Source organism: Streptomyces sp. NPDC090032 (genome assembly GCF_044748025.1).
Classification (GTDB): Bacteria; Actinomycetota; Actinomycetes; order Streptomycetales; family Streptomycetaceae; genus Streptomyces.
Genome location: NZ_JBIVFF010000013.1, coordinates 136,433 through 163,008 on the forward strand (window position 1 = coordinate 136,433; position 26,576 = coordinate 163,008).

Annotated in this window: 20 protein-coding genes; 16 read left to right on the forward strand and 4 right to left on the reverse strand. The window is 72.0% G+C overall.

The annotated features are described in order from the left end of the window. The first annotated feature begins 1 nt into the window (after position 1). The 7 genes from ACIPWY_RS30020 (at position 2) to ACIPWY_RS30050 (ending at position 9,966) form a co-directional block, all read left to right on the forward strand. On the forward strand, positions 2-4,666 hold the full coding sequence (locus ACIPWY_RS30020) for a putative T7SS-secreted protein (RefSeq protein WP_401535803.1): 4,665 nt from the start codon (positions 2-4) through the stop codon (positions 4,664-4,666). A gap of 4 nt (positions 4,667-4,670) precedes the next feature. Continuing rightward, positions 4,671-5,069, forward strand: a complete 399-nt coding sequence (locus ACIPWY_RS30025) for an Imm7 family immunity protein (RefSeq protein ID WP_362903639.1) — start codon at positions 4,671-4,673, stop codon at positions 5,067-5,069. Positions 5,070-5,201: 132 nt separating this feature from the next. After that, complete coding sequence (locus ACIPWY_RS30030; RefSeq protein WP_362903641.1) at positions 5,202-5,678, forward strand: DUF1775 domain-containing protein; 477 nt, start codon at positions 5,202-5,204, stop codon at positions 5,676-5,678. Continuing rightward, entirely contained in the window at positions 5,675-6,673 is a 999-nt protein-coding gene (locus ACIPWY_RS30035; protein ID WP_362903643.1) for an Lrp/AsnC family transcriptional regulator, read from the forward strand. Before ACIPWY_RS30030 ends, ACIPWY_RS30035 begins: the two co-directional genes overlap by 4 nt. A gap of 156 nt (positions 6,674-6,829) precedes the next feature. Continuing rightward, entirely contained in the window at positions 6,830-8,281 is a 1,452-nt protein-coding gene (locus ACIPWY_RS30040; protein WP_401535806.1) for an amidase, read from the forward strand. A 30-nt stretch (positions 8,282-8,311) separates the two neighbouring features. Next, entirely contained in the window at positions 8,312-8,542 is a 231-nt protein-coding gene (locus tag ACIPWY_RS30045; RefSeq protein ID WP_362903647.1) for a hypothetical protein, read from the forward strand. Further along, on the forward strand, positions 8,539-9,966 hold the full coding sequence (locus ACIPWY_RS30050; protein WP_362903649.1) for a sodium:solute symporter family protein: 1,428 nt from the start codon (positions 8,539-8,541) through the stop codon (positions 9,964-9,966). The genes ACIPWY_RS30045 and ACIPWY_RS30050 overlap by 4 nt, the downstream gene beginning before the upstream one ends. Positions 9,967-10,047: 81 nt before the next feature. Here the strand turns inward: ACIPWY_RS30050 and ACIPWY_RS30055 are convergent, their stop codons facing one another. Next, positions 10,048-12,708, reverse strand: a complete 2,661-nt coding sequence (locus tag ACIPWY_RS30055) for a discoidin domain-containing protein (protein ID WP_362903650.1) — start codon at positions 12,706-12,708, stop codon at positions 10,048-10,050. Between the two features lie 289 nt (positions 12,709-12,997). Between ACIPWY_RS30055 and ACIPWY_RS30060 the strand changes: the two genes are divergently transcribed. The 6 genes from ACIPWY_RS30060 (at position 12,998) to ACIPWY_RS30085 (ending at position 20,085) form a co-directional block, all read left to right on the forward strand. After that, entirely contained in the window at positions 12,998-13,750 is a 753-nt protein-coding gene (locus tag ACIPWY_RS30060) for a GntR family transcriptional regulator (RefSeq protein ID WP_362903652.1), read from the forward strand. A 155-nt stretch (positions 13,751-13,905) separates the two neighbouring features. Next, positions 13,906-15,591 carry a hypothetical protein gene (locus ACIPWY_RS30065; protein ID WP_362903654.1) on the forward strand — a complete coding sequence of 562 codons (1,686 nt, stop codon included), beginning with the start codon at positions 13,906-13,908 and terminating at the stop codon, positions 15,589-15,591. A gap of 203 nt (positions 15,592-15,794) precedes the next feature. Continuing rightward, positions 15,795-15,986 (forward strand): SPOR domain-containing protein, encoded by a 192-nt coding sequence (locus ACIPWY_RS30070; protein ID WP_362903656.1) that lies wholly within the window; start codon positions 15,795-15,797, stop codon positions 15,984-15,986. A gap of 30 nt (positions 15,987-16,016) precedes the next feature. Then, the gene (locus ACIPWY_RS30075) at positions 16,017-16,412 is read left to right on the forward strand and encodes a (deoxy)nucleoside triphosphate pyrophosphohydrolase (protein ID WP_362903658.1); all 396 of its coding nucleotides are present in this window, start codon (positions 16,017-16,019) and stop codon (positions 16,410-16,412) included. Between the two features lie 230 nt (positions 16,413-16,642). Then, on the forward strand, positions 16,643-17,056 hold the full coding sequence (locus ACIPWY_RS30080) for an ATP-binding protein (protein WP_362903660.1): 414 nt from the start codon (positions 16,643-16,645) through the stop codon (positions 17,054-17,056). Positions 17,057-17,370: 314 nt separating this feature from the next. Further along, positions 17,371-20,085: a SpoIIE family protein phosphatase gene (locus ACIPWY_RS30085; RefSeq protein WP_362903662.1), complete on the forward strand. Its 2,715-nt coding sequence runs from the start codon at positions 17,371-17,373 to the stop codon at positions 20,083-20,085. 21 nt (positions 20,086-20,106) lie between these two features. Here the strand turns inward: ACIPWY_RS30085 and ACIPWY_RS30090 are convergent, their stop codons facing one another. The 3 genes from ACIPWY_RS30090 to ACIPWY_RS30100 all read right to left on the reverse strand — a co-directional run bounded on the left by ACIPWY_RS30090 (position 20,107) and on the right by ACIPWY_RS30100 (position 24,042). After that, positions 20,107-20,820 (reverse strand): PspA/IM30 family protein, encoded by a 714-nt coding sequence (locus ACIPWY_RS30090; protein WP_362903664.1) that lies wholly within the window; start codon positions 20,818-20,820, stop codon positions 20,107-20,109. 75 nt (positions 20,821-20,895) lie between these two features. Next, entirely contained in the window at positions 20,896-22,977 is a 2,082-nt protein-coding gene (locus ACIPWY_RS30095; RefSeq protein WP_401535812.1) for a TPM domain-containing protein, read from the reverse strand. Between the two features lie 111 nt (positions 22,978-23,088). Continuing rightward, a complete protein-coding gene (locus ACIPWY_RS30100) occupies positions 23,089-24,042 on the reverse strand; it encodes a LysR substrate-binding domain-containing protein (RefSeq protein WP_362903668.1) in 954 nt (317 codons plus the stop codon). An 80-nt stretch (positions 24,043-24,122) separates the two neighbouring features. Here ACIPWY_RS30100 and ACIPWY_RS30105 point away from each other — a divergent pair, with 80 nt between their 5' ends. The 3 genes from ACIPWY_RS30105 (at position 24,123) to ACIPWY_RS30115 (ending at position 26,524) form a co-directional block, all read left to right on the forward strand. Further along, complete coding sequence (locus tag ACIPWY_RS30105; protein WP_401535815.1) at positions 24,123-25,106, forward strand: EamA family transporter; 984 nt, start codon at positions 24,123-24,125, stop codon at positions 25,104-25,106. Then, positions 25,103-25,735 (forward strand): NAD(P)H-binding protein, encoded by a 633-nt coding sequence (locus ACIPWY_RS30110; protein WP_362903670.1) that lies wholly within the window; start codon positions 25,103-25,105, stop codon positions 25,733-25,735. The genes ACIPWY_RS30105 and ACIPWY_RS30110 overlap by 4 nt, the downstream gene beginning before the upstream one ends. Before the next feature lie 99 nt (positions 25,736-25,834). Further along, on the forward strand, positions 25,835-26,524 hold the full coding sequence (locus ACIPWY_RS30115; RefSeq protein ID WP_401535817.1) for a hypothetical protein: 690 nt from the start codon (positions 25,835-25,837) through the stop codon (positions 26,522-26,524). Positions 26,525-26,576: the final 52 nt, after the last annotated feature.

Genomic DNA, 26,576 nt, shown 5'->3' on the forward strand with positions numbered 1-26,576 from the left:
TATGGGTATCGGGGACATCGTCAGTGACCTCACGCCGGATGTCGTCGAGGACGCGGTCGAGGACGGCGTCGAGTGGGCAGGCAACCGGGTCGAGGACGCCGGTGACTGGGCGGCGGACCGGCTCGACGACGTCGGCTGGGAGTCCGGTGCGGACTGGGTGCGCGAGCAGTCGCGTTCACTGGCGAACCGGATGGGTGCCGAGGTCGACGAGATGGACCTCGGGCAGACCGAGGACAAGACCAAGCTCATCTACGGCTCGCCGGGCAAGCTGCGTTCCACCGCCTCCCACCTGCGTGACCTCACGGATTCGTTCAACGACGTCGGCCTCGGTCTCGAAGGGCTCGACTCGGACTCGCTGCAGGGCCAGGCGGCGGACGCGTTCCGCAGGACGGTGAAGCCGGAGCCGTCCAAGTGGTACAAGGGCGCGGACGCGTTCGAAGAAGCGACGAAGTCCTTGGAGTCGTTCGCGGACACGGTGACCTGGGCGCAGGGCCAGGCGCAGCTCGCGATCGACAAGTGGAAGGAAGGCACGAAGTCCTCGGCGGACGCCCTGGACGCGCACAAGAAGAAGGTCGACGGCTACAACGACGCCGTCGACAAGTACAACGCGATGCCCGCCGACAAGCGTGATCCCGCCACACTGCCGGCGAAGCCGGGCGAGTTCTCCGACCCGGGCAAGGCGCTGATGAAAGAGGCGCAGGACATCCTCGCCGAGGCGCGCAAGCAGCGGAACTCCGCCGCGGAGCCCGCCCGCAAAGCCGTGCAGAAGGCCCGGGACGCAGCCCCGCCCAAGCCCTCCTACGGCGAACAGCTGAAGGACGGGCTCGACGAGTACGAACTGATGAAGACCCACTTCACCATGGGCGTGGTCAAGGGCGCCGCGGGCATCGTGAACTTCGTGCGGGGCCTCAACCCGATGGACCCGTACAACATCACGCATCCCGCCGACTACGTCATGAACCTCAACAGCACCGTCGCCGGTCTCGTCCAGGTCGCCAACGACCCCTGGGGCACCGGCAAGCAGATGCTGGACGACTTCATGAAGGACCCGGCGGAAGGCCTCGGCACGATGGTGCCGGACGCGATCCTCACCGCCGCGACGGGTGGCGCCGGAGCCGCCGCGAAGGGCGCGAGGCTCACGGACGAGCTCGCGGATGCCGCCAAGGCGCGCCGCGCCAAGAAGCTCAGGGAGACCGTCCGCAGGCCCGACGGCAAGCGGTGCGGCCGTGAGCCCGTCGACTTCGCGACCGGCCGCATGTTCCTGCCGCAGGAGGACGTGCTGCTGCCGGGCAGCCTGCCGCTGCTGTTCCGCAGGGACTTCGAGTCCTCGTACCGGGCGGGCCGCTGGTTCGGCGAGAGCTGGTCGTCGACGATCGACCAGCGCCTGACCGTCGACCCGATCGGTGTCGTTCTCCACGGTGAGGACAACCTGCTCGTCCCGTATCCGCACCCGGCCCCCGGCACACCCGTGCTCCCCGTGGCAGGGCCGCGCCGGCCGCTGGAACGGCACACCGACGGCAGTTACACGCTCACCGACCCGGAAACGGGCGTCGTCCGGCACTTCCTCGCCCCGCCCGGCGCCGAGCCGGGAGGCAACGGCTCCGCGCCGCTCGCCGAGATCGCCGACCGCGACGGGCACACGATCATCGCCGAGTACGACGAGGAGGGCGCCCCGCTCGCCCTCACCCACTCGGGGGGCTACCGCCTCACCTTCACCACGGAGAACCGCCGGATCACCTCGCTGAGCCTCGGTGGCACCGAGATCGCCAGGTACGGATACAGCGAGGAAGGCCATCTCACAGAGGTCAGCAAGTCCTCCGGCATCCCCACCCGTTTCACATACGACACCGAAGGCCGCATCGTCGCCTGGACCGACACGAACGGCTCCAGCTACAGCTTCGTGTACGACGACAGCGACCGGTGTGTGTCCCAGACCGGTGCCGAAGGGCATCTACGGTCGGAGTTCCACTACAGCGACCCGCACCCCGGCACCGGCCTGACCACCACCACGGTCACCGACTCCCTCGGCCACACCTGGCGCTACGGGGTCAACAGCCACCTCCAGGTCGTCGCCGAGGCCTGGCCCGGGGGCGCGACGATCCGGTACACGTACGACCGCGACGACCGACTGCTGTCCCGTACCGACCCGCTCGGCGCGCGCACCGAGTTCCGCTGGGACGACGAGGGCCGCCTCGTCTCGACGACCCGTCCCGACGGCAGCGTGCAGACGGCGGCGTACAGCGGCGACGGCCGCCCGGTCGAGCTGGTCAAGCCGGGCGGGCTGCGCTGGAAGCAGGAGTTCGACGAACGCGGCAACCGGGTCGCGGTCACCAACCCCGCCGGACGCACCACCCGGTACACCCACGACGGGCTCGGCCACGTCACCTCGGTCACCGACCCGCTCGGCGACACGACCCTGCTGCGCCACAATGCCGCGGGCCTTCTCCTGGCTCGGACGGCCCCGGACGGCGGCACGACGGCGTACGTGCGGGACGCCTTCGGCCGGATCACCGAGCGCACCGGACCGAGCGGCGCAGTCGCCCGCTTCGAGTGGACCCCCGAGGGCCGGCTCGCGCGGTTCACCGGCCCGGACGGCGCCGTGGAGTCGTGGACGTACGACGGCGAGGGCAACTGCGTCCGCCACACCGACCCCGAGGGCGGCATCACGGCCTTCGAGTACACCCACTTCGACCTGCTCACGGCCCGCACCGACCCCGACGGCACCCGCCACGAGTTCACGCACGACACCGAGCTGCGCCTCACCGAGGTCCGCAACCCCCTCGGCCTGCACTGGAGTTACACCTACGACCCGGTCGGCAACCTCATCGCCGAGACCGACTTCGACGGCCGCACCCTCACCTACGACGTCGATCCGCTCGGCCGGGTGCTGACCCGCACCACCCCGCTCGGCGCGGCCGTCCGTTACGAGCGGGACCTGCTCGGCCAGGTCGTCCGCAAGGACGCCGGCGGTGCCGTGACGACCTACGAGTACGACCCCGCGGGCCGGCTGCTGCGGGCCATCGGGCCCGACGCGGAGCTGACGTACGCGTACGACCGCCGGGGCCACGTCAAGACCGAGCTGGCCGACGGGCGTGCGCTGACGTTCTCGTACGACGCGGCCGGGCGCCGCACCCGGCGCGTCACCCCGAGCGGCCATGTCACCTCGTACACGCACGACAGCGCGGGCCGCGCCGCCGCGCTGACCGTCGCGGGCCACGACATCGTGTTCACGCGTGATGCCGCGGGGCGCGAACTGACGCGCAGCGTCGGGGAGACGCTGACGCTGACGTCGGACTGGGACGCCGCAGGCCGGCTCACCGCCCAGGAGATCGCGCGCGGTGCCCACCGGCTGAACCTGCGGACGTACACGTACCGTGAGGACGGCCATCTCGTCGCGGTCGACGACGCCCTGCGCGGCCCGCGCCGCTTCGGCCTGGACGCGACGGGCCGGGTCACCGCCGTGACGGCCGACCGGTGGAGCGAGTCCTACGCGTACGACAGCGGCGGCAACAACATCTCCGCCGCCTGGCCGGACCGCCACGCCGACGGGGACGCGCGCGGCGAACGCTCCTACACCGGCACCCGGATCACGGAGGCCGGGGCCAACCGCTACGTGTACGACGACGCCGGCCGGCTGATCCGCCGCTCGAAGACCCGGCTGTCGAAGAAGCGTGACGTGTGGACGTACGCGTACGACGCCGAGGACCGGCTCACCGAGGTCAGGACCCCGGACAGCACCCTGTGGCGCTACCGGTACGACCCGCTCGGCCGGCGCATCGCCAAGGAGCGCATGGCGGCCGACGGCGAGGCGGTGGCCGAGCGCACGCGCTTCGTCTGGGACGGTCCCGTGCTCGCCGAGCAGACCACGGAGCTCCCCGGCGACCTGCCTCACCACACGACGCTGAGCTGGGACCACGACGGCCTGACCCCTGTCGCCCAGACCGAACGGCTCACCGACGCGGCCACCCAGCGGGAGATCGACGCGCGGTTCTTCGCGATCGCGACCGACCTCATCGGCACCCCGACCGAGCTCATCGACGAGGACGGGCGCATCGCCTGGCAGAGCCGCACCACGCTGTGGGGCATCACGACGTGGAACGCCGACGCGTCCGCGTACACACCACTGCGGTTCCCCGGCCAGTACTTCGACCCGGAGACCGGCCTCCATTACAACCACCACCGCTACTACGACCCGCAGACCGCCCGGTACGTCACGCCCGACCCGCTGGGCCTCGCGCCCGCGCCCAACCCGACGGCGTATGTGCACAACCCGCACCGGTTCAGCGATCCCCTGGGCCTCGCGCCGTACGAGGACAACGGGGGGCTCGGCGAACTCCACGAGGTCAACAAGCCCGACCCCGACGCGGACAAGCTGGCCGAGAAGCTCGGCGGAGAGCCCCGCAGGAGGTTCGAGAACGACCCGGACGGACGTGAGTTCGACGCGATCAGCGACGAGTACGTGGCCCAGGCGAAGCCCGCGGACTTCACCCTGAACAAGAAGTTCCGCAAGCAGGCACAAGCCACGTTCGAGGCGGCGATCCAAAGCGGCCGCACGCCGTACTTCCAGTTCGACGGACCGCCCGGACCAGGCGTGATCGATAAGCTCCAGGAATACGGGCGCCGGTACGGCGTCGAGCCGGTGATCGACACGACTCCGCTGGAGTGAGGGCATGTACGAGTTCCATGGCTGGTTCGGTATCTCCGAGGACCCGTACGAGGACGACCCGCAGTCTCTGAGGTCAGGGGTCGAGGAGCTGCGTGCGCGGATCGACGCGGTCCAGTGGTCCTCCAGCTGCAAGGTCGTGCTCGACGTCTTCAACGGGCTGCACGTCGTCACGGCCGCCGGCCAGACGAACCACATCGGCTACGAGGCCGGGCAGCTGGACGAACTGGTGGCCTACATCGCGCGCCGCTTCCCCGGCTCGTGGGGGCTGCTCCACGACCGCTCCGACGAAGGCGACATCCCGAACGCCGACAACGCGTTCCGGGTGCGCGTCGTGCGCCGGGGGGTCGTCGAGGAGCGCCTGGACCCGTTCCTCTCGCCGTGCAATCCGGTGATCGAGGACTGAGCCCCCACATCGCGCGGCCCGCCGGGAGACGCCGGGGCGCGAGGTCGGACCGTCACCTACGGTCCGGCCCCGCGCCCTTCTCGGGCGTCCGGCGCTTTCTCGGGCGACGCACACCGCTACTTCCACGTACGGGTGGGCCCGCTGCCGAAGGAGGCGAGCCTCACCTTCGACGTGGCCCAGACGTACTCGGTCGGGTCCGTCGTCAACTGGAACGAGTCGGGCACGGGCGGCGAGGAGCCGGACTTCCCGACGCCCGTGCTGGTCCTCGCCGCCGCGGCGGCGAAGGCGCGACAGGCCCGGCGGGCCGCATCCGCACAGCCCGCACAGCCCGAGCCGGCCGTGACGGCCGGTTCTCCCGCAGCAGTGACCACAGGCACGGACGATCGATCGGGCGCGGCAGCGTGGCTTCCACGGACTGGGGCATGGCTTCCATGGACTGTGGCCGGCGTGGCCGTGCTGGGGGCCGTCGCCGTGGCGCGACCCTCCGCCGCGGACCGGACCCTTCCCCGGCGAAGCCGGACAAGTAAGCGCGCAGGAGCCGCCTGTCACCCAGGGGTACGGGCGGACCCCGATCGTCAGCGGCCCCCGGTCGTTAGGGTCGTCCTGTGACGCACCCAGTACCGCCCACTCCGACCGGCCCCGCCCCCCTCGACCCCCTCGACCGGCGCATCGTCGCTGCCCTGCAGATCGACGGGAGGGCCTCGTGGCGGCGGATCGCCGCGGCCATCGGGGAGCCCGAGCGGAAGGTGGCGCGGCGAGGGCTGCGGCTGCTGGAGAGCGGGGACGTGGCCGTGCGCGGGCTCGTCGTGCGGGGCGAGACCGTGATTCTGCGGATGACGTGCCGGCCCGGCTCGGTGCGGGACGCGGCCGTGGCGGCGGCCCGGCGGGCGGACTGCATCTTTTCGTACGCGCTCGCGGGGCCGGTCGACTGTGTGGCCGAACTTCAGTTTCCGCAGGGCCGGTTGGGGCCTCTGATGCTCGACGAGGTGCCCGCGCTGCCCGGTCTCGTCTCGCAGAGTGTGTCGCCGGTGCTGCGGTACTTCAGGACCGTGCACGAGTGGTCGCCGGGGATCCTGGACGCCGGGGAGATCGAGGCGCTCGGCGGGCCGTCCGGAATCGTCGACGAGATCGGGCTCCCGGACGTCGAGGCCGGGCCCGAGGAGCGGGCGATCCTCGGCGCGCTCGCCGAGGACGGGCGGCGCACGCACGAGGACCTGGCCGCCGTCGCCGGGGTCTCCGTGGCGACCGCCCGCCGCCGCGTCGAGACGCTGACCCGGGACGGGCGCGTGAGCATCCGGGCCGCCGTCGAGCCCGCGCTGCTCGGCCTGCCGGTCGAGGCGCTCCTGTGGATCAGGACCCGGCCCGACGAGGTCGAGAACGTGGGGCGGCTGCTCGTGGAATCGCCGCTCGTGCGGTACGCCGCCGTGGTCATGGGCGAACACCAGCTCCTGGTCGACGTGACGCAGCCGTCGAAGGCCGCGCTGTACGAGTTCCTGACCGCCTCGCCCTGGGTGCGGCACGTGGAGGCCGTGCAGTCACATCTCGTGGTCGACGCGTTCAAGCGCAGCGGGGTGGAGTTTCCGACGTCCAGCCGGCCTGCGTAACGCGACCGAAATATTCACACCTGTGGGTCTGGCGTCTTAAAAGTTCATAGAGTCTCAGGTGTTGACTGAAATCGTCAGCGCCCGCAGTGTGGTGCACCACACGCGTCGCCCCGCCCCGGCCGGCCGCGTCTCTCTGCCCGCTGCCCTAGGACTGCCATGCCCGATTCCACAGGTCCCTCCGAAGCCGGTCCCGTGAACGACGAACTCTGCGCCCTCGACGCCGTCGACCTCGCGGCGCGCGTCCGCAGCGGTGAGCTGTCGGCCCGTGAGGTCGTCCAGGCCCACCTCGACCGCATCGAACGCCTCAACCCCGCCGTCAACGCGATCGTCACCATGGACCCCGAGGGCGCGCTCGCCGCGGCGGCCGCCGCCGACGAGCGCCAGGCGCGCGGCGACGAGCTCGGGCCGCTGCACGGCCTGCCCATCGCGTTCAAGGACACCCACCTCACCCGCGGCATGCGCACCACACACGGCTCGCCCCTCTTCGCCGACCATGTCCCCGACGAGGACGAGCTGATCGTGCGGCGCATCCAGGACGCGGGCGCCATCCGCATCGGCAAGACCAACGTCCCCGAGTTCGCCGCCGGTTCGCACACCTTCAACCCCGTCTTCGGCGCGACCAGGAACCCGTACGACACGAAGCGGTCGGCGGGCGGGAGCAGCGGCGGGGCCGCCGCCGCGCTCGCCGCCGGGTTCCAGCCGCTGGCCGACGGCAGCGACATGGGCGGCTCCCTGCGCAACCCGGCGTCCTTCTGCAACGTCGTCGGCCTGCGCCCGACCCCCGGCCGCGTTCCCTCGCACCCCACCGGCAACCTGTGGGAGACCCTCGCCGTCGCCGGGCCCATGGGCCGCACCGTCGCCGACACAGCGCTTCTGCTGTCCGTCATGGCCGGGCCCGACCCGCGCGTCCCGATCTCCCTGGAGGCGCCGGGCGCCGTCTTCCGCGCACCGCTCGGGCGGAACACGGCCGGACTGCGGGTGGCGTTCGCGCCCGACCTCGGCGGGCGGGTCGCCGTCGACCGCGACGTGCGCGACGTCTTCGAACGGCAGGCCAAGGTCTTCGAGGACCTCGGCTGCGCCGTCGTCGAGGACTGCCCCGACCTGGACGGCGCCGAGGACGTCTTCCGCACGCTGCGCGCCCAGGAGTTCAACCAGGGTCTCGGCGCGCTCCTCGACAGCGACCGCGCCCGGCTGAAGGACAGCCTCGTCTGGAACATCGAGGAGGGGCGCCGCCTGACCGGCGCCGACCTCGCCCGCGCCACAGCCGAACACGCCCGCATCCACCTCGCGGCCGTCGGCTTCTTCGAGCGCTACGACGTACTGGTCGCACCCGTCAGTCAGGTCACCCCCTTCGACGTGGAGGCGGAGTACCCGACCGTCATCGACGGGCGGCCGCAGCACACCTATCTCGACTGGATGCGCTCCGCCTACTTCGTCTCGGTCCTGGGCGCACCCGCCCTCTCCGTACCCGCCGGCTTCACCGCGGCCGGGCTGCCCGTCGGCCTCCAGATCGTGGGCCCGCCCCGCGCCGAGCGGACCGTGCTCGAGACCGGCGCCGCGTACGAGGCCGCCACCGGGCACGGACGCCGCCGCCCCTCCCTCCCGTAGCCGTACCTTCCGCAGCTGTATGGAGCCCTGATGAGAAAACCGCACATGCTCTGGGCCGTCGTGCCCGTACTGGCTTTCCTCAGCACCCCGTTCCTGCCCTTCGTCAACGGCCCGTACCTCTGGTTGGGCATCCCCTCCGTCCTGGCCTGGTGTCTGCTCTGGACGGCCGGGACGACGGCGTCGCTCGCGCTCGTCGAGCACTTCGCGCAGCACACGGACGACGCGGACGACCGCGACGAGGCCGAGGAGGCCGCCGCGTGAACACCACCATGGTCATCACCCTCATCGGCATCGTCGGCGTCGCCGTCGTCGGCGTGAGCGGACGCAGGCCGCGCAGTGGGGAACTCGGCGAATGGACCGTGGGGAAGCGCAAGTTCTCCACCTTCACCACCTGGTTCCTCCAGGCGGGCGAGGCCTTCACGACGTTCAGCTTCCTCGGCCTCGCCGGCATCGCCTTCGGCGGAGGCGTCGCCGCCGCGTTCGCCCTGTGCTACCTCGCGATCAACTTCGTCCTCCAGTACTTCACCGCGCCCCGCATGCGGGAACTCGGGCGCGAGGGCCGCTACTTGACGCAGGCGGACTTCTTCGTCGACCGCTACCGCAGCCCCCTGCTGGGCAAGGTCGTCGCCGTCGTCGGAGCCGTCTTCCTGCTGCCCTACCTCCAGCTCCAGATCACCGGGCTCGGCATGATCGTGCAGCTCGCCACCGGCAGCCGCACGGGCGGCAACCTCAGCATGGTCCTCGCGACCGTCCTCACCGTCGCCTTCGTCCTGTGGTCCGGGATCCGCGGCATCGCCCGCGTCGCCTACCTCAAGGACGCCCTGATGATCGTCGGGCTCGTGGTGCTGCTCGCCGGCGTCGCGGTCTCGGTGAAGGGCGGCGTCGGCGGCCTCTTCGAGGCGGTGCGCGACAGTCATCCGCAGCTCCTGACGCTCCATCAAGAGGGTTATGACTCAACCTTCTTCGTCACGGCCGTCATCGTCTCCGGTATCGGCGGCGGACTCGGCACCATGGCCCACCTGTGGCCGCCGGTCCTCGCCGCCGGCAGCGGGCGCGCCCTGCGCAAGAACGCGGTCTGGCTGCCGCTCTACCAGATAGCCCTCGGCATCCCGGTGATCGTCGGCTTCGCCGGAATCCTCCTGGTGAAGCCGGGGTCGCCCGCGAACTCCGTCGCCCTGACCCTCGCCGGACAGACCCTGCCCGGCTGGCTCGTCGGCGTCGTCGCGGTCGCCGCGGCCTCGGCCGCGATGGTCCCCTCGGCGGCCATCGTCGTAGGGATCTCCAGCCTGCTGTCCCGCAATCTGCTGAGCGTGCGCAACGAACGTACGCAACTGCGCACCAACCACCTGTGCGTGATCGCCGCCGCCGCGCTCGCCCTCGTGCTCGGCCTGACCAGGCCGGGGCTCCTGTCCGACCTGCTGCTCCTCACCTACGGAGGCCTCACCCAGCTCGCCCCGGCGATCGTCATGGGCCTGGCGAAGAAGGTCCGTCTGGATGCCGTGCCCGCGCTGCTCGGCATCCTGACCGGCGTCGGCGTCCTGATCTGGCTCACGTTCGGAGGTGTGGACGTCGGCACGGTCGACACGGGGCTGATCGCGCTCGTCCCGAACCTGGTGGTGACGGCGGCGGCTCAGCTCGTCGTGCGCTCCCGCTCCCTGGCCGCCGTACCGGCCGAGGCCAACTGACCGGCAGCCGGGCGCCGTCGCGCGGTGTGGGGCCGCGCGCCCGGCGCCCGGCTGCCTCGTGCCCTACTCCACCCACCTCACCTACCTCACCCTCAACTCCCTTACGGGCTCGGGCTTTTCACCGTCCTCGGTGACGCGCACGTACCGGGCCGTGTGCCCCGGCGTGAAGGCCCGCCACGCCGCCCCGTCAGCGGATGTCGTCACCGTGTACGCGCGCGTGCCCGTCACGTCCACCCCGGACACGGTCCGGCTCGGGCCGAGGTCGACCGTGAGGGAGGCGTGTGCGGTCGCCGGGCGCCAGGCCGTGACCGGATTGCCGTCCACCGCCGCCTCCGCGTACAGGCCCGGCTCCTCGGACGTCGCCGTCGCGGTGCGGCAGCGGGCCAGGTCGGAGGTGGGTTCGAGGTCGGGGCGCCGGGTGCGCAGGACGAGCCCGTCGCGGTCGACCGTGGCGCGCCCGGCGGGCGTGACGACGGGGAACGGCTTGCCCGCCGTCAGCCTGACCGTCGTACGCTCCGGCCCGATCGCGATGTCGTACGTCCGTCCGCGCCAGGCCAGCCCGTGCAGCGTCACGCCCCTGCCGAGCTGCGGCGGCAGCGACGGGTCCAGGCGCAGGGCGTCCTCCTGGAGGCGCAGACCGGTCAGGCCGTGCGTGAACACCTGGAGGAAGCCGCCCTTCCCGGTCAGGAAGTCCTGAGCGGGCGTGCCCGAGAGCGGGTCACTGGACCCCGCCCTCGTGCCGCGCGCCTCAGAGAAGAGCCCGAACGGCTCGCGGAAGAAAGGCTTCGAGGCGCGCCGCAGGAACGTGTACGTGGCGCAGCCCGGCTCCCCGATCGACGCGGCGGCCACCGCGTGCACGGAGTCCGTCATCGCGGGCCCGTCCGGGTCGGTGTGCGCGACGTAGTAGTCGAGGGTCGCCGCCGCCGCGCCCTTCGGCATCGGCTTCCAGTCCAGCGGGTACAGCAGCAGGACCGCGTCGGCCTGCTTGATCGTCGAGCCGTTGTAGCCCTCGTACTGGAGGAAGACCCTGCGCTCGGGGTCGTACGGGATGCGGAGCCCGTCGGCGATCGTCGTCCACGCGGCCGGGGGCGCGGCCCCCACGAGCCGGGCGGCGCGGGCGGCGGAGCGCAGCGCCGTGGCCGCGACGGCGTTCGTGTAGACCCCGTCGTCGACGCCGTTGCTGTACTCGTCGGGGCCCGCGACGTCCTTGACGGAGTACGAGCCGTCGGCGTTCTTCGTGACGCGTGAAGTCCAGTATTCGGCAAGGCCCTTGAGGAGCGGCCGGCCACGCGAGCGCAGCCAGGCGCGGTCGCCCGTGGCCAGGTAGAACTGCCAGGCGGCGAGCGCGATGTCGCCCTGGAGGTGGTTCTGGGTGACGCAGTGCGGCGGGAACCAGCTCTGGCACTCCGTCCACAGGGCGCCGCGGCTCGCGCTGGTCCACGGGTACATGAGGCCCTCGACCGACGTCTTGCGGGCGTTGTCGGCGGCCGCCTCGCGCGTGCGGTAGCGGTATTCGAGGACGGGGCGCGCCAGTTCGGGCCGGTCGGCGAGCAGTGCGGGGAACATCCACGTCTCGGCGTCCCAGAAGATCATGCCGGCGTAGGCGTCGCTGGTGAGCCCGGAGGGCGCGACGCTGTCGCGGCCACCGGTGCGCACCGCCGTGAGGAGCCCATACCGCGCGGCCCGCACCTGTTGCTGCAGATCAGGGCGGTCCGGCACCTCGATGTCCGACGTCCACAACGTGCGCCAGGCCGCGGTGTGTTCGCGCAGCAACTCGTCCCATCCGGCGGCTGCCGCCTGCCGGGAGGCGCGGACGGCCGAGTCGTGCGGGGTGCGGGAGGTGAGAGAGGTGTCCACCCCGACGTACTTGGTGACGGCGTACGTGCGGCCCGTGTCGACGGAGAAGGTGGCGGCCTGATGGCCCGTCAAGGTGCTGGTGCGGCCGGCCGCGCGGGTGCGGCCGGGGGCGCGCAGGGTGGAGGCGACGACGCCGTCCGTGCGGGTGCCGTCCGTGCGGAAGCCCACCGCCATCGTGCGCTTGCCCGCGGCGCCGCCGCCCGTGGGCGCGATCCGCCGGGCGCCGCGGCCGTCGATCAGGTCGGTCACGGTCGCCGCGCCGCTCCAGTGCGGCGTGAGGCGCAGCCGCACGGCCCCGGTGTGCGCGTGCGAGCGGTCGGTCAGCACGTCGTATGTCAGGTCGGTGTGCCGGCCGTCCTTGTGCGTCCAGGTCAGCGACGTACGGACGAATCCGCAGCGCAGGCTGAGGGTCTGCCGGTAGTGCGAGATCCGGCTCTCGGGGCCGTACGTCTCGTCGCCCACCGTCAGGTCGAGACCGGTCCAGTTCGGCAGCGCGGCGACGGCCTCGCGGTGCGCGGTGTTCTCGGGGCCGCGCGCGTAGAGCCCGGTGGTGAACGCCCCGTCGTAGCGCGGCGTGTAGAGCGGCCAGCCGGTCTTGCCGCCGGGCTCGTCGTAGCCCGCGCCGGACGGGGGGACGCGCACGCCGAGATATCCGTTGCCGGTGTACGCGTGATAGGCGTTCGCGGGGTCGATACGGGTGGTGGCCGGGGCCCAGGCGGGGTCGCCGGTGCATGCTCCGGACGCGGGGCCGGCGGGGCCGGGGGTGCGCGCGGGTGCGGTGGGCGCCGGGCCGGGCGTCGCCAGGGCCGCGCCCGGTGCGGCCCCGAGCACCGCGAGCGCGAGGAGGACGGTGAGGCGGGCGGGGGAGCGGCGGGATCGGGTCACGCTCCGACGATGCGGGCGGTTGCGGACGGGAGTCGGGCAACCCGCGCCGGAGGTCCCACGGATGGCGGGGGTGTTACCGGCCGCCCCCTGCCGTGACGGCCAGGAGTAAGCGTTCCTCTGCCTGGAGAACCTCTACCTGGAGAAAGTCCCTGCGTAAAGGCCCGCGCCCCAGCTTGTCATCACTTCGAGTGATTCTCTGGCCTTTGCTTGCGGCGCACAACCCAGGGTTGCGACGCTGTTGCTGTCTGTCAATCTGACGGGTCGCCATGGGTCTTAGGGAGTGCAGCCAGTGACATTCGGTGAGCAGCCGGCGTATCTGCGCGTCGCGGGTGATCTTCGCGAGAAGATCGTCAATGGATCGCTGCCACCGCACACCCGCCTTCCCTCACAGGCCAGGATCCGCGAGGAGTACGGGGTCTCGGACACCGTCGCCCTCGAAGCCCGCAAGGTGCTGATGGCCGAGGGCCTCGTCGAGGGACGCTCGGGATCGGGCACCTACGTGCGCGAGACCCCGGTCCCGCGCCGCGTCGCCCGCTCCGGATACCGGCCGACGAGCGACTCCACGCCTTTCAAGCAGGAGCAGGCCGACGAGACGGCGCGCGGCACCTGGGACTCCCGCAGCGAGCAGGCCGAGGCGAGCGGCGCCATCGCCGAACGCCTGGGCTTGCGCGCCGGGGACCGCGTGATGTGCACGAAGTACGTCTACCGGGACGCGGGAGAGGTCATGATGCTCTCCACCTCCTGGGAGCCCCTCGCGGTCACGGGGCGCACCCCCGTGATGCTCCCCGAGGAGGGCCCCCTCGGCGGCTGCGGCGTCGTCGAGCGCATGGCCGCCATCGACGTGGTCGTGGACAACGTGACGGAGGAGGTCGGCGCCCGCCCCGGCCTCGCCGAGGAGCTCATGGCGCTCGGCGGAGTGCCCGGCCATGTCGTCCTGGTCATCCAGCGCACGTACTACGCGTCGGGCAGACCGGTCGAGACGGCGGACGTCGTCGTCCCCGCCGACCGGTACCGGATCGCATACCACCTGCCCGTGAAGTGACCGATACGCGAACGCCCTGTCCGCTGGGTGTGACGGCGACTTAACGCGCGGGCGCCTCCCGTAACGCCGGGGCAATCACCGGCTGCCCCGCATCGTCATGCACGGCTCCTAACTTCCGTCCGTACCCGCAAATCGGCCGGACGACAGGAACCCTCATGACGGACACGGTCACCCGTGACACAGAGGCAGCCCCGCCGCGGCGCAGCTACGCCAAGCTCGCCGCGGACGAGAGTCGCGAGGACTTCTCGCTGCGCTACGCGCCCCACTCCTACCGGCGCTGGTCACCGACCATGGTCGCGTCCACCGCGCTCGGCGGGATCGCCTACCTCGCCGACTTCGCGATCGGTGCCTCCATCGTCTTCACGTACGGCTTCACGAGCGGGCTCGCCTCGATCCTGTGCGCGGCGACGATCATCTTCCTGACCGGCATCCCCATCGCCCGCGCCTGCGCCAAGTACGGCCTGGACATGGACCTCATCACCCGGGGCGCGGGCTTCGGCTACTTCGGCTCGACGCTCACGTCCCTCATCTACGCCTCGTTCACGTTCATCTTCTTCGCGCTCGAAGGCTCGATCATGGCGCAGGCCATGCACGAGGTCGTCGGACTGCCGCTGCCCGTCGGCTACTTGCTGACCACGCTCATCGTCATCCCGATCGTCTTCCGCGGCATGGGCGCGCTCGCCAAGGTGCAGGCGTGGACGCAGCCGGTCTGGCTCATCGGGCTCGTCCTGCCCTTCGTGATCCTGGCCTTCCACTCGCCGGGCTCCTTCGGCGACTTCACCCACTTCGGCGGCACGGAGGGTGCGGGCAGCGGGTTCTCCTGGCTCGGCTTCGGCCTCGGCACCGGTGTCGCGCTCTCCCTCATCGCGCAGATCGGCGAGCAGGCCGACTATCTGCGCTTCATGCCGGCCAAGACGGAACAGAACCGGAAGCGATGGAATCTGGCCGTTCTCGCGGCCGGACCCGGCTGGGTGATCATCGGCGCCGCGAAACAACTCGGCGGCGCGCTCCTCGCCTTCGTCGCCCTCGAAGCCGTCGGCAAGACCCACGCGCTTGAGCCCATCGCGCCGCAGGTCGAAGCGCTCAAGCCGTGGCTCGGCTCGGTCGCCCTGCCCGCCGCCGCGCTCTTCGTGGTCGTCTCCCAGATCAAGATCAACGTGACCAACGCCTACAGCGGCTCGCTGTCGTGGTCGAACTTCTTCTCCCGCATCACCCACCGCCACCCGGGCCGGGTCTGGTACATCTTCCTCAACCTCGCCATCGCGCTGACGCTGATGGAGATGAACATGTTCGCGGCCCTGAACAAGCTGCTCGGCTTCTACTCGAACGTGGGCATCGCCTGGATCGCGGCCGTCGCCGCCGACCTCGTCATCAACAAGCGCGCCGGCTGGAGCCCCAAGTACATCGAGTTCAAGCGGGCCTACCTGTACGCCGTGAACCCGGCCGGCTTCGGCGCCATGGTGATCGCGTCGACCGTGTCGATCGTCGCGTTCTTCGGGGTGTTCGGTGAGTACGCGGAGGCCTTCTCGACGTTCATCGCGGCCGGACTCGCCCTGACTCTCTGCCCGTTGATCGCCTGGGCCACCAAGGGCAGGTACTACCTCGCCAGGCCCAACCCCGTGAACGGGCCCGACGTCGAGATCGCCGACATCACGGCGACCCACTCGTGCAGCGTCTGCGATACGGCGTACGAACTCCCCGACATCGCGGACTGCCCTGTCCGGTCGGGCCCCATCTGCTCGCTGTGCTGCTCGCTCGACGCGGAGTGCGGCGACGCGTGCCGCAAGCAGCCGCAGGCAGGACCGGTACTGATGCCGATGCCGACGGTGCGTACGGGCTGACGCCCGGAGCGGGGAAGCCACGAAACATCCAGGGGGCGCACTCATCGGAGCGCGCCCCCTGTGGATTGGCTGGTTGCGTATCTCTTTGTGCCAATGCGTATCCGCTGCGTGAAGGTCAGGCGTACGCTCGGGCATATGCGGAGTGGGGTTTCCTCAGAAAGCGGGGCGCTGTGCGAGCCGGGGTCGGGGAGTGGAGGGGCGCGATGAGCGAGGGCACGACCACACTTCCGTGGCTCGTCATACGCCAGGACGACAACGGCAACCGCTATCGCGTCGGCAGGTATGCGACCAGGGCGGAAGCCCAGAAGATCGCCGACAGTCTCGACGGCCGCGGCCACAAACAGCTCTACTGGGTCGAGCGCCTGGGCCAGGCACAGAACGGCGCCGCGCGTTGACGTCCGTCCGTGCGTCGTAGGCTCCGGCGCATGACTGAACCGACCGTCGTCGTCGCGGCGGCCCTCCATGAGAGCGGCTCCCTGCTGGCCGCGCGACGCAGTGCGCCCCCCGAACTCGCGGGACGCTGGGAACTTCCCGGCGGCAAGGTCGAACCCGGCGAGGACCCGCGGCAGGCTCTCGTACGGGAACTGCGCGAGGAGCTCGGGATCGGCGCGGAGCTGGTGGCGCGCGTCCCGGGGGAGTGGCCCCTGAAGCCCGGATATGTGCTGCGGGTATGGACCGCGCGCCTGCTGTCCGGCCGGCCGCGCCCCCTGGAGGATCACGACGAACTGCGCTGGCTCGGGCCCGACGAGATCTGGTCCGTCGACTGGCTCGACCAGGACGTACCGGCGGTGAAGGCGGTGCTCGCGGCGCAACAGCCGTGATCCGCTGGCCGCGATCCGCGATCCGCGATCCGCGATCCGCGATCCGCGATCCGCGATCCGCAGGCCGTGATCCGGGCATCGTGCCGTCCTGGGTGCTCCGTTCGTGCCGCCGTTCGCGGAGTGTTGCTGTGAGACGGTAGCCCTCACGCCCACCCGGGTATATCCCAATTAACCCTGTGAAATCGGACACATTCCGAAGGGGTGGACGGGGTTCTACTGCTGCCTGGGAAGTGATCGGAGTGATCGACACCGACGCGGAGTGCGCCGAGTGGTTCTTCCCCGAGGAGCCGGGCGCAGTCCGTTCCGCTCGCGCCGCGGTCCGCGGCCAGCTCGGCGTCTGGGGGCTCGATTCGGTCGGCGACGTCACCGAACTGCTCGTCAGCGAGCTGGTGACCAACGCGGTCCGGCACGCTTCCGGTCCCATCGGCCTGCGCCTCCTGCGGTCGTCGGACCCGGCGGACACCCTGCGGGTGGAAGTCTCCGATCCCCTTCCGGATCCACCCCTCGAGCGCGTCGCGGGACCGGACGAGGAGGGCGGGCGGGGGCTCCAGCTGGTCGCGGGGTCCGCACGGCGGTGGGGGACGCGGCCCGGTGACACGGGCAAGACGGTGTGGTTCGAACTGTCGCTGCCAGGTGTGCACTGACCGGCGGCCGGGGCAGGGGGCTGGAACCGGGGGCCGGAACCGGCGGCCGGAACCGGTGGCGTCGCGCCGGTTAAGAGGAACCTTCCCTGGTTAGGAGACAGGGAGCATGCCGACCGGCGAAGGGGCCGGCCAGGAAAAGGCACGGGACAGTCGCGGATCTGGTTGTCGTCCTGTTATGCGGGGACGGGCCAAAAAGCGTCGGGACCGTGGTGTGATCGTGAACACCGTGTTGCGCGGCTCCGTAGTGCTGGATACTGCGGGCAGCCGCCCCGGTGACCGGTGCCGGACGCGGTGAGCTGGAGGGGACGGTTCGCGTGAGCGAGATACCAGCGAAGGCCATGTCGTCCGAGGACACCTCGGGCGAGGCGGCCGCGCGCGATGCGGCAGGCCCGCCCCGGGCCGAGACGTGGCAGAGCAGTCCGCCCGGCTCCATGTACGACTACATCAAGGTCGCCTCCTTCTCCATCGGGCCCGACGGCCTGATCGACCAGTGGAGCCGGCGCGCGGCGCAGCTCTTCGGCGTCTCCGCGCAGGAAGCCGTGGGCAAGGACCCCATCGAGGCGTTCGTCTCCACGCAGCTGCGCGAGCGCGGCCACCGCAAGATGGCGGAGATCCTCGACGGCCGCGAGTGGACCGGCGTCGTCCCCTTCCGGATGCCGAGGGACCGGGCGGCGGACGCGGGCGGCACCGAGTCCGGCGAGCGCGATCCGCACGTCCCTGATCAGGACGGCCCCGGCCGGCACCTCCCCGATCCGTATACGGAGGGGATAGCCGAGGTCTATGTCATGCCGACCGAGACGGAGTCCGGCGAGCACGCCGCCGTCTGCATCGTCGTCGACGTCCGGGCCCTGCGTCAGATCGAGACGGACCTCGCCGCGTCGCAGGCCATTTTCGGCCAATCTCCTTTCGGCTTCCTGCTGTTCGGCACCGACCTGAAGGTGCAGCGGACCAACCGGCCCTTCGCCGCCGTCTTCGGTGGCGGGGCCGGCGACCACCGCGGCCGCACCGTCCACGACTATCTGCCCCGCGGTGAGGCCGACCGTGTCCAGGCCGCGCTGCGCCGCGTCCTCGACACCGGCGACTCAGTCACCGACATGCAGCTCGTCGGGCCCGCGCCCGACTCCGCCGAGCGCCGCCACTGGTCGATCAACCTCTACCGCGTACACAGCGGCAGCGGCCGGCCCATCGGCGTCGCCGGGATCGCCACCGACGTCACCCGGCGGCACGCCGCCGCCCGCGAGGCCGCCCACGCCCGCCGCAACCTCGCCCTCCTCAACGAGGCGGGCGCCCGCATAGGCAACTCCCTCGACCTGGAGACCACCGCCCGCGAACTCCTCGACGTCGTCGTCCCCGGCTTCTGCGACCTCGCGTCAGTGGACCTCTACCAGGGCCTCCTCGCGGGCGACGAGTCGGCGCTCAACAGCCGCAGCCTCGCCGACGGCAGCGCCGAGCTGCGCAGGGTCGCCGCCGCGAGCGCCGTCGCCGACGTGCCCTTCCTCGAAGCGTCCGGCGGCGACGGGGTCGTCGAGGTCGGGGCCGTCCACCGCTACTCCTTCAACTCGCCCTGCGCGGACGCCCTGCGCACCGCCCGCCCCCAGTTCGTCCCCGCCGAGTCCGGCGGCCTCATCCAGTCCACGCTGGCCGTGCCGATGGTCGCCCACGACACCGTCGTCGGCCTCGCGCGCTTCGCCCGTACGAAGGGCAGCGAGCCCTTCAACGACCGCGACCGCGCCCTCGCCGTCGAACTCGCCGCCCGCGCCGCCGTCTGCATCGACAACGCGCGCCTCTACCGGCGCGAGCACGAGCGCGCCCTGATACTCCAGCGGTCGCTGCTCCCGCCGGACGACCCCGAGGCGTCCGGCCTCGACATCGCCTGCCGCTACCTCCCGGGCAACGCGGCCACCGAGGTCGGCGGCGACTGGTTCGACGTCATCGAGCTGCCGGGGCACAGAACCGCACTCGTCGTCGGCGACGTGATGGGCCGCGGCCTGCGCGCCGCCGTCGCCATGGGCGAACTGCGCACCGCCGTGAGGACCCTGGCCCTCCTCGACCTCGAACCCGCGGAGGTCCTCTCCGCGCTCGACGAGATCGCCCGCGGCCTCGGCGCGCCCGGCAGCCCGTCGTCCCCGGCCCCCGGCCCCGGCCCCGGCCGCGGCGTCCAGCAAGCCACCCGCGCCGCCCGCAGAACCGGCGACGCCGACCTCTCCGAGGTCTACCTCGCGACCTGCGTGTACGCGGTCTACGACGCCGTCACGCGCCGCTGCACCTTCGCCAACGCGGGCCATCTGCCGCCCGTCGTGGTCGAGCCCGGCGAAGGGGCGCTCATGCTCGACGTACCCCCGGGCATGCCGCTTGGCGTCGGCGGGGAGCCCTTCGAGGAGGTCGAGGTCGAACTGCCCGAGGGCGCACTCCTCGCCCTCTACACCGACGGGCTCGTCGAGTCGCGCGACCACCCCCTCGACGAGGGCCTGTCCGCGTTCCGCAGCGCCCTGGACGATCCCTCACCCGCGCTCGAAGAGGTCTGCGACCACGTGCTGACCACGCTCGACACGCACCACGGCGAGGACGACATCGCGCTGCTCATGGCCCGCGTGCAAGGCCTGCCGGCCGACGCCGTGGGCGACTGGACGCTGCCGCGCGAGCCGCGCTCGGTGGGCCGCGCCCGCGAGTTGACCCGCGCCAAGCTCACCGAATGGGACCTGGAGCCGCTCGTCGACACGACGGAACTCCTGGTCAGCGAGCTGGTCACCAACGCCCTGCGGTACGGCGAGGGCGACATCAGGCTGCGCCTCCTGCTCGACCGCACCCTCGTGTGCGAGGTGTGGGACGCGGGCCTCGTCCAGCCGCGCCGCCGCCGCGCGCGCGACACGGACGAGGGCGGCCGCGGGCTCCAGCTCGTCGGCCTGCTCAGCGCCTCGTGGGGTTCGCGCAGGACGCCGCGTGGCAAGACCGTCTGGTTCGAACTGCCGCTGCCGGACGGCGACTCGGCGGCCGTGGACCCGACGGAGGCGCTGCTCAGCCTGTACTGACCGGACGCGCGCCGCGCGGACTCACGCCGACGTCTTGAGCGCCGCCAGGCGCGCCTCGACCTCGGCCGTGTCGCCCAGACCCTCCAGCTGTTCGAACTGCGCGTCGAGCGAGGAGTCGGCGAGCTCCTGCTTGCCCAGCGCCTTGGCCTCCTCGCGGCGCACCTTCTCCTCGAAGCGGCTCAGCTCGCTGGTGGGGTCGAGGACGTTGATGTTCTTGGCGGCGTCCATCATCTGGTTCTGGGCCTGCGCCGTCTTCGAGCGCGCCACCAACTGGTCGCGCTTCGACTGGAGTTCCACCAGCTTCGTCTTCATCTGGTCGAGGCCGGACTTCAGCTTTCCGACGACCTCGTTCTGCGCGGCGATCGTCGGCTCGGCGTCCTTCGCCTCCTTCTCGGAGTTCAGCTGCCGCCCGAGCGCCACCTTGGCGAGGTTGTCGAACTTGTCGGCCTCCGCGGCGCCGCCCGCCGCCCGCAGCTCGTCGGCCTTCTTGCTCGCGGCGAGCGCCTTGCCGCCCCACTCGGCGGCCGCCTCGACGTCCTCCTTGTGGTCCTGCTCCATCATCCGCAGATTGCCGATGGTCGTCGCGACGGCCTGCTCGGCCTCGGCGATGTTGTTCGAGTAGTCGCGGATCAGTTGGTCGAGCATCTTCTGCGGGTCCTCGGCGCCGTCAAGGAGGGCATTGATGTTCGCCTTCGCGAGCTGGGTGACACGGCCGAGAATGGTCTGCTTGGTCATGAGGTGCTCCTTGCACAGGGAGGTAGGTGGGGAACGCACAGGGAGGTACGTGGGGGACTGGGGAATGCCGCCGGGTCAGAAACGTCCGCCGCCGCCCCTCCGGCCACGGGTCCCGCCCCCGCCGAAACTCCCCGGACCTCCGCCGCCGAAGCCGCCGCCCCCGCCGAACCCTCCGCCGGACCGCCCGCCGCCCAGGAGTTCGCCGAGGATGATCCCGCCGAGCACCGCGCCTCCCAGGCCCCCGCCACCACGCCCGCCCCCGCCTCCGCCTCCGTACGGATTCCCGAAGGACCGCACGTCCTGCTCGGCGAGCTGCTGCGCCTGCCGGGCCAGCGCGTCGGCCCGCTGCGCACCGGCCAGGGCGGCCGCGGGATCCGCCTCCGCCGCCGTCCGTACGTACTCCAGGTGCCGCTGCGCCTCGGCCAGACGCGTACGGGCCTCGCTGCCCACCGCCCCGCGGTGCGTGGTGATGTAGTCCGACGCCGCGCCGACGCTGCTGCGGGCCGTGAGCTCCGCCTGGTCGAGCAGGGAGCGCGCGCGTGCGGTGCCGGACTCGCGTTCGCGGGCCTCGTCCAGGGACGCGTCGAGCGCGGAGTCGGCCTGCTCCACGCGGCGCAGCGCGTCGATCGGGTCATAGGGGCCGGCCGCCATCTCCTTGCGCACGCCCGCGGCGACGGTCTCCACGCGCGCCATGCGCCCGCGCAGACCGGCCGTGGACGCGCCTTCGGTCATGCCTTCGAGGAGTCCGTGCGCGTCCGCGAGGTCGGTGTCGGACTCGGTGAGCGCGGCCGGCAGCTTCTCGGCGGCCTCGGCCAGCTCATGGCCGAGCCGGTCGATCGCGTCCACGAAGGTGCCCGCCTGGTCGACGGCCGACTCGGCGGCCCGCAGGAACACCGCGCCCTTGCCGTTGTCGCCCGCGTCGACACGACTCCGCGCCTGCCCGAGGTTCGTCGTCGCGAACTCCAGGCGGTCCTTGGCCTGCTCGATGTGGCCCGCCACGGGAAGCAGCGCGGACGGCGCGTAGTGGGAGCCGAGCCCCGTCAGCGTCTCCTGGGCCGCCGCGGTGCGGGCGGCCAGGTCACGGGCGGCGAGCTCCGCGTGCGCGAGCGCCTCGGGGGCGGTGCGCTCCAGGGCCCGCAGCCGGTCGAAGTCCGCGGCCTCGGCGTCGAGCCTGCGCCCCGCCTCGGTGCAGCGGCTGATGATCTCGTCCAGCATCCGCCGCTTCGTCGTGTCGTCCTCGGGGTGGGCGTCGTCGAGCTGCTGGCGGAGCCGGAAGGCCGCCGTCAGCTCCGACTGGGCGTACGCCACCGCCTCGGTGAACGGCTTGACGGCCTCGTCGCCGAACTGCGCGGTGGCAAAGCCGAGTTCCTCCGTACTGGTGCGGATCGAGTCGTCGCTCTCCACCAGCATCTGCCTGGCCCGCTTGTCCAGCTCGGGCAGCGGCGTGACCCGCGGTCCCCCGCCCCAGCCGCCGCCGGGTGTGGTGCGGGTGTTCGTACGCCTCCTGCGGCGGGTGTACGTGAACGCCGCGAGGGCGCCCGCGCCGCCGACCACGACGAGGGGCAGGGCGAGATCGGCCGCGCTGGGACTCGTGTCCGAGCCGCCGGGGTCGGCCGGGCCCGGGGTGATCGACGGGGCGGGTACGGGGCTGCCGGCGAGCGTGGCCGAGATGCCGTTCGCCGCGCCGATCGCGGCGCCCGCCCAGTCGTTCCTGCGCAGCGCCGGTTCGATCGCGGTCTGCGCGACGTCCCGGAGCTGCGCGTCGGTGAGCTGGGAGTCCTGGTCGACGGAGTAGGCGTACCGCCGGTCGTGCGTGGCGACGGCGAGGAGCACGTCGCCCAGGCCGAGGCCGTTCTTGGCGGCCGTGTCGTTCGCCCAGTCCTGGGCGGAGCGGCCGGAGAAGTCGCGTACGTAGACCACGAAGAGCTGGATGTTGCGCGCACGGTCGAGCGAGTCGAGGGCGGAGGCGACAGCGGGCTTCCGGTCGCGGAGGGCGTCCACCTTGTCGGTGATCTGGCCGGTCCTCGACAGGGTGACGGGGTCGTCGGCGCGGGCGGTCGTGGCGGGCAGCAGTGTCCAGCAGAGCGCGAGCACGGCGGCCACGGCCGACCGCGCGGCTATCCGTACCGGACGGGGGCGACTCGGAGGCGGCGTCACAGTTGGGAGCGTATGACCGGATCTGGGGTGCCGCTACCGGTACGCCCCACGGCATGACGGGCGCGGTACCGGACGGGAGGCCGGCCGCGTCTCGCCGGGGCGGCCGCGTTCTCAGCCGGTCCGCCGCCCTTCACGAGTCTTCGCTTCACGAGTCGTCGCTTCGTGAGTCTGCGCTTCACGAGTGGCTTGATCTTCCGCCGGGATATCGAGAATGCCGAGGAAGGCGGTCGCCGCCGGTGTGCGGCCGGAGCGGCTCCAGATGGCGTACTCGACGCGGGCCGGCGCGTCGGAGACGTCGACGGTGACGACACCGCCGACCTGAGGCGCGTAGGCGGAGGGAAGCATGGCCACGGCGAGGCCCGGCCCGACGAGTTGAGCGATGTAGTCGGCGGTGGTGACCTCGAAGGCGACGTCACGGACGAGACCGGCGGCCGAGAACGCCAGGTCGGTCTGCGCGCGGCCGGCCGTCCCGGCCGGGAAGTCCACGAAGACCTCGGAGGAGAGCCTGCGGAGGTCGACGGCCGGTTCGCCGGCGAGCGGGTGGTCCGGCGAGACCACGGCGACCAGCCGGTCACGGGCGAGTTCATGGGCGGCGACGCCCTGGGCCCGCGCCGTTGTCGGCAGCCCGAGGAAGGCCACGTCCAGCTCTCCCTGCTTGACCTGCTCGACGAGGTCGTTGCTCGCGCCCACGTTCAGGCTGATGCGTACGTGCGCGTGCTGTCGGCGGAAATCCCGCAGCGCACCCGGGATGTCGACCGCGGTGACCGTGGGGATCAGGCCTACGGCGAGCCGCCCGCGCACCTCTCCGACCGCCGCGGCGACCTCGGCGGCCGCGCGGTCGGCGGCGTCCAGGCACTGGCGGGCGGCCGGGAGGAACGCTTCGCCGGCCGGCGTGAGCCGCACCCGGCGGCTGGTGCGCTCGAAGAGCCTCGCCCCGAGTTCCCGTTCCAGGCCGGCGATCTGGTGACTGAGGGCGGACTGGACGACCAGGCACCGCTCGGCGGCCCGGGTGAAGTTGCGCGTCTCGGCGACGGCGAGCACATAACGCATCTGCTGAAGCTCCATTGATCCATCGTGAATCGAGATCAATGAAGTGACAAGCATGTGTTGGACTCATCGATCGAGTCCCGGCGAGACTTCGGTACATGACAAGCCGAACCGTGCAACGGGCTCCCGGCGGAGCCGGCGGCACCCTCCACGGGACCATGGCCCGCACCGCCCTGACCGCGCTCGCGCCCTCTGTGTGGGGCACGACCTACATCGTCACCACCCAGTTCCTTCCCCCGGGACACCCCCTGTTCGCGGGATTCCTGCGCGCGCTGCCCGCCGGGCTGATCGCGCTGGCGCTCACCCGGAAGCTGCCGCGCGGAGCCTGGTGGGGGAAGGCCGCGGTGCTCGGCGTGCTGAACATCGGCCTGTTCCTCCCGCTGCTGTTCATAGCCGCCGAGCGCCTGCCGGGAGGCGTCGCCGCCACCTTGTCGGCCGCCCAGCCGCTCATCGTCGCCGTCCTGGCCGTGACCGTGCTCCACGAACGCCTCTCCGCCCGGCGCCTTCTGTGGGGCGGGGCGGGTGTCGCCGGGGTCGCCCTGGTGGTGATCGGGCCGAACGCGGCACTCGACACCGCCGGGATCGCCGCGGGCCTCGCCGGGGCGGCCACGATGGCCCTCGGCGTGACGCTCACCAAACGCTGGGGACGCCCCGACGGCGTCAGTCCCCTCGCCTTCACCGGCTGGCAACTCACCGCCGGAGGCATGTTCCTGACGCCCCTGACCTTCCTCGTCGAGGGAGCGCCTCCCGCGATCGACCTGCACGCCGCTCTCGGCTACCTCTGGCTGGGCCTGGTCGGCGGTCTGATCACCTTCGTGCTGTGGTTCCAGGGCATCGCCGCGCTGCCGGTCACGTCGGTCGCCGTCCTCGGCCTGTTCTCCCCGCTGGTCGCCGCCGTTCTGGGCGCCGTCGTGCTCGGCCAGACCCTCGGCCCGGTCCAGCTCGCCGGGTTCGGCCTCGCCCTCGCCTCGATCGTCGCGGGGCAGCTCCCCGGGCCCACCCGTTCACCCGACGCCACTTCGGCGCCCGGCACTTCAACACCCCCGACTTCAACACCCGCACCGGAAGGGACCCCGCGATGAGGATCGCCGTCATCGGAGCCGCAGGAATGGTCGGCTCACGTGTTGTCACCGAAGCCGTGAACCGGGGCCACGAGCTTGTCGCGGTGTTCCGCAGCAAGCGGCCGGCCGACCTGCCGCCCGGCGTGACCGCAGTCCAGGGCGACGCGACCGACCCGCACGCCATGAGCCGACTGCTCGACGGCGTCGACGCGATCGTGGCCGCCACCCGCCCTGTCCCCGGGTACGAACACACCGCCGCCCCGACCACGACGGCCCTGCTCGACGCGGCCGCGGCGGCCCGGACGCGGATCCTCGTCGTCGGCGGAGCCGGACCCCTGCTGAACCCAAGAAGCCCTCACCTGCTGGTCCTCGACAGTCCCGAGTACGTTCCGCAGCAATGGCGCACGATCGCCGCAGCCAGCACCGCGCAGCTGGACGCCTGCCGGGCGCATCCGGCCGACTGGATCTACCTCAGCCCGCCCGCTGTCCTCGAACCCGGACACCGCACCGGAAAGTACCGGCGCGGCACCACCACCCTCATCACCGGCGCCGACGGCGCGTCCCGGATCGCGGCCGAAGACCTTGCGGTGGCCGTCCTCGACGAACTCGAGAGCCCGAGCGAAGACAGGCACTTCACCGTCGGCCACTAGTGCGTCTCGCCTGGCCCCCCGGAGTTGCCCAGCCATCCGAATCCGCATCGTTATCGGCGGCCTCTCCTGTGAAACCGCTGCTCATCGTAGGTTTCCGGGATGACGTACGGATCCCGGGCCGCGGGCGGCGCGATCAGTGAACCGGAGCTTGTGGTGTCCGGCGGCGGGACGGTTCCCGCGGAGCCGGCACCCGGCACCCGGCGCCGGCCCGGACGCTCCCTCGGCCCGCTGCTCGTCGGCGCGGTGGCCGCGTCCGCCGTCTGGGGGGCCGGCCTCTACGCCTTCGGCGCGCCGGGCCCCGACCTCAGGGGTTACCGGGTGAGCGACCGCCTCTGCTCGCTCCTCACGATGCCGAACCTCGCGACGGTCCTCGACCGCGGGTCCCGCTGGGAGTCGACGGAGAGTGCGCATCCGGCCGTGGACACGGCGGACTGTTCGGGGCAGCTGGAGCGCAAGGAAGGGTCGGCGCGGGCCGCGACGCTGACGGCGTCCGTGGTTTTGCACAAGAGCGTGAGCTCGGCGGAGGAATTCGACGCGGCGAGGGCGACGGCGGCCGAGCGGATACCGGGGCGGGCGGACGTCCGTACGGTGACCGGGCTCGGGGACCGGGCGTACACGGTCGTCCACGGGCGCACGGCGGAGGTCCATGTCCTGGACGGGGACGCGGAGTTCGCACTGGGCGTGACCGTCGAGAGGACCGGTGGCCGCGTCACGCCGGCGCGGCTGCGACCGCTGGTGGCGGGGGACGTGGACACGCTGATGCGCCGCCTCGACGGGGGCACGCGGTAGGGGCTCACCCGGCGTCGCGCAACGCCGGACCGCCCGACCGCTCAGCGGTGCG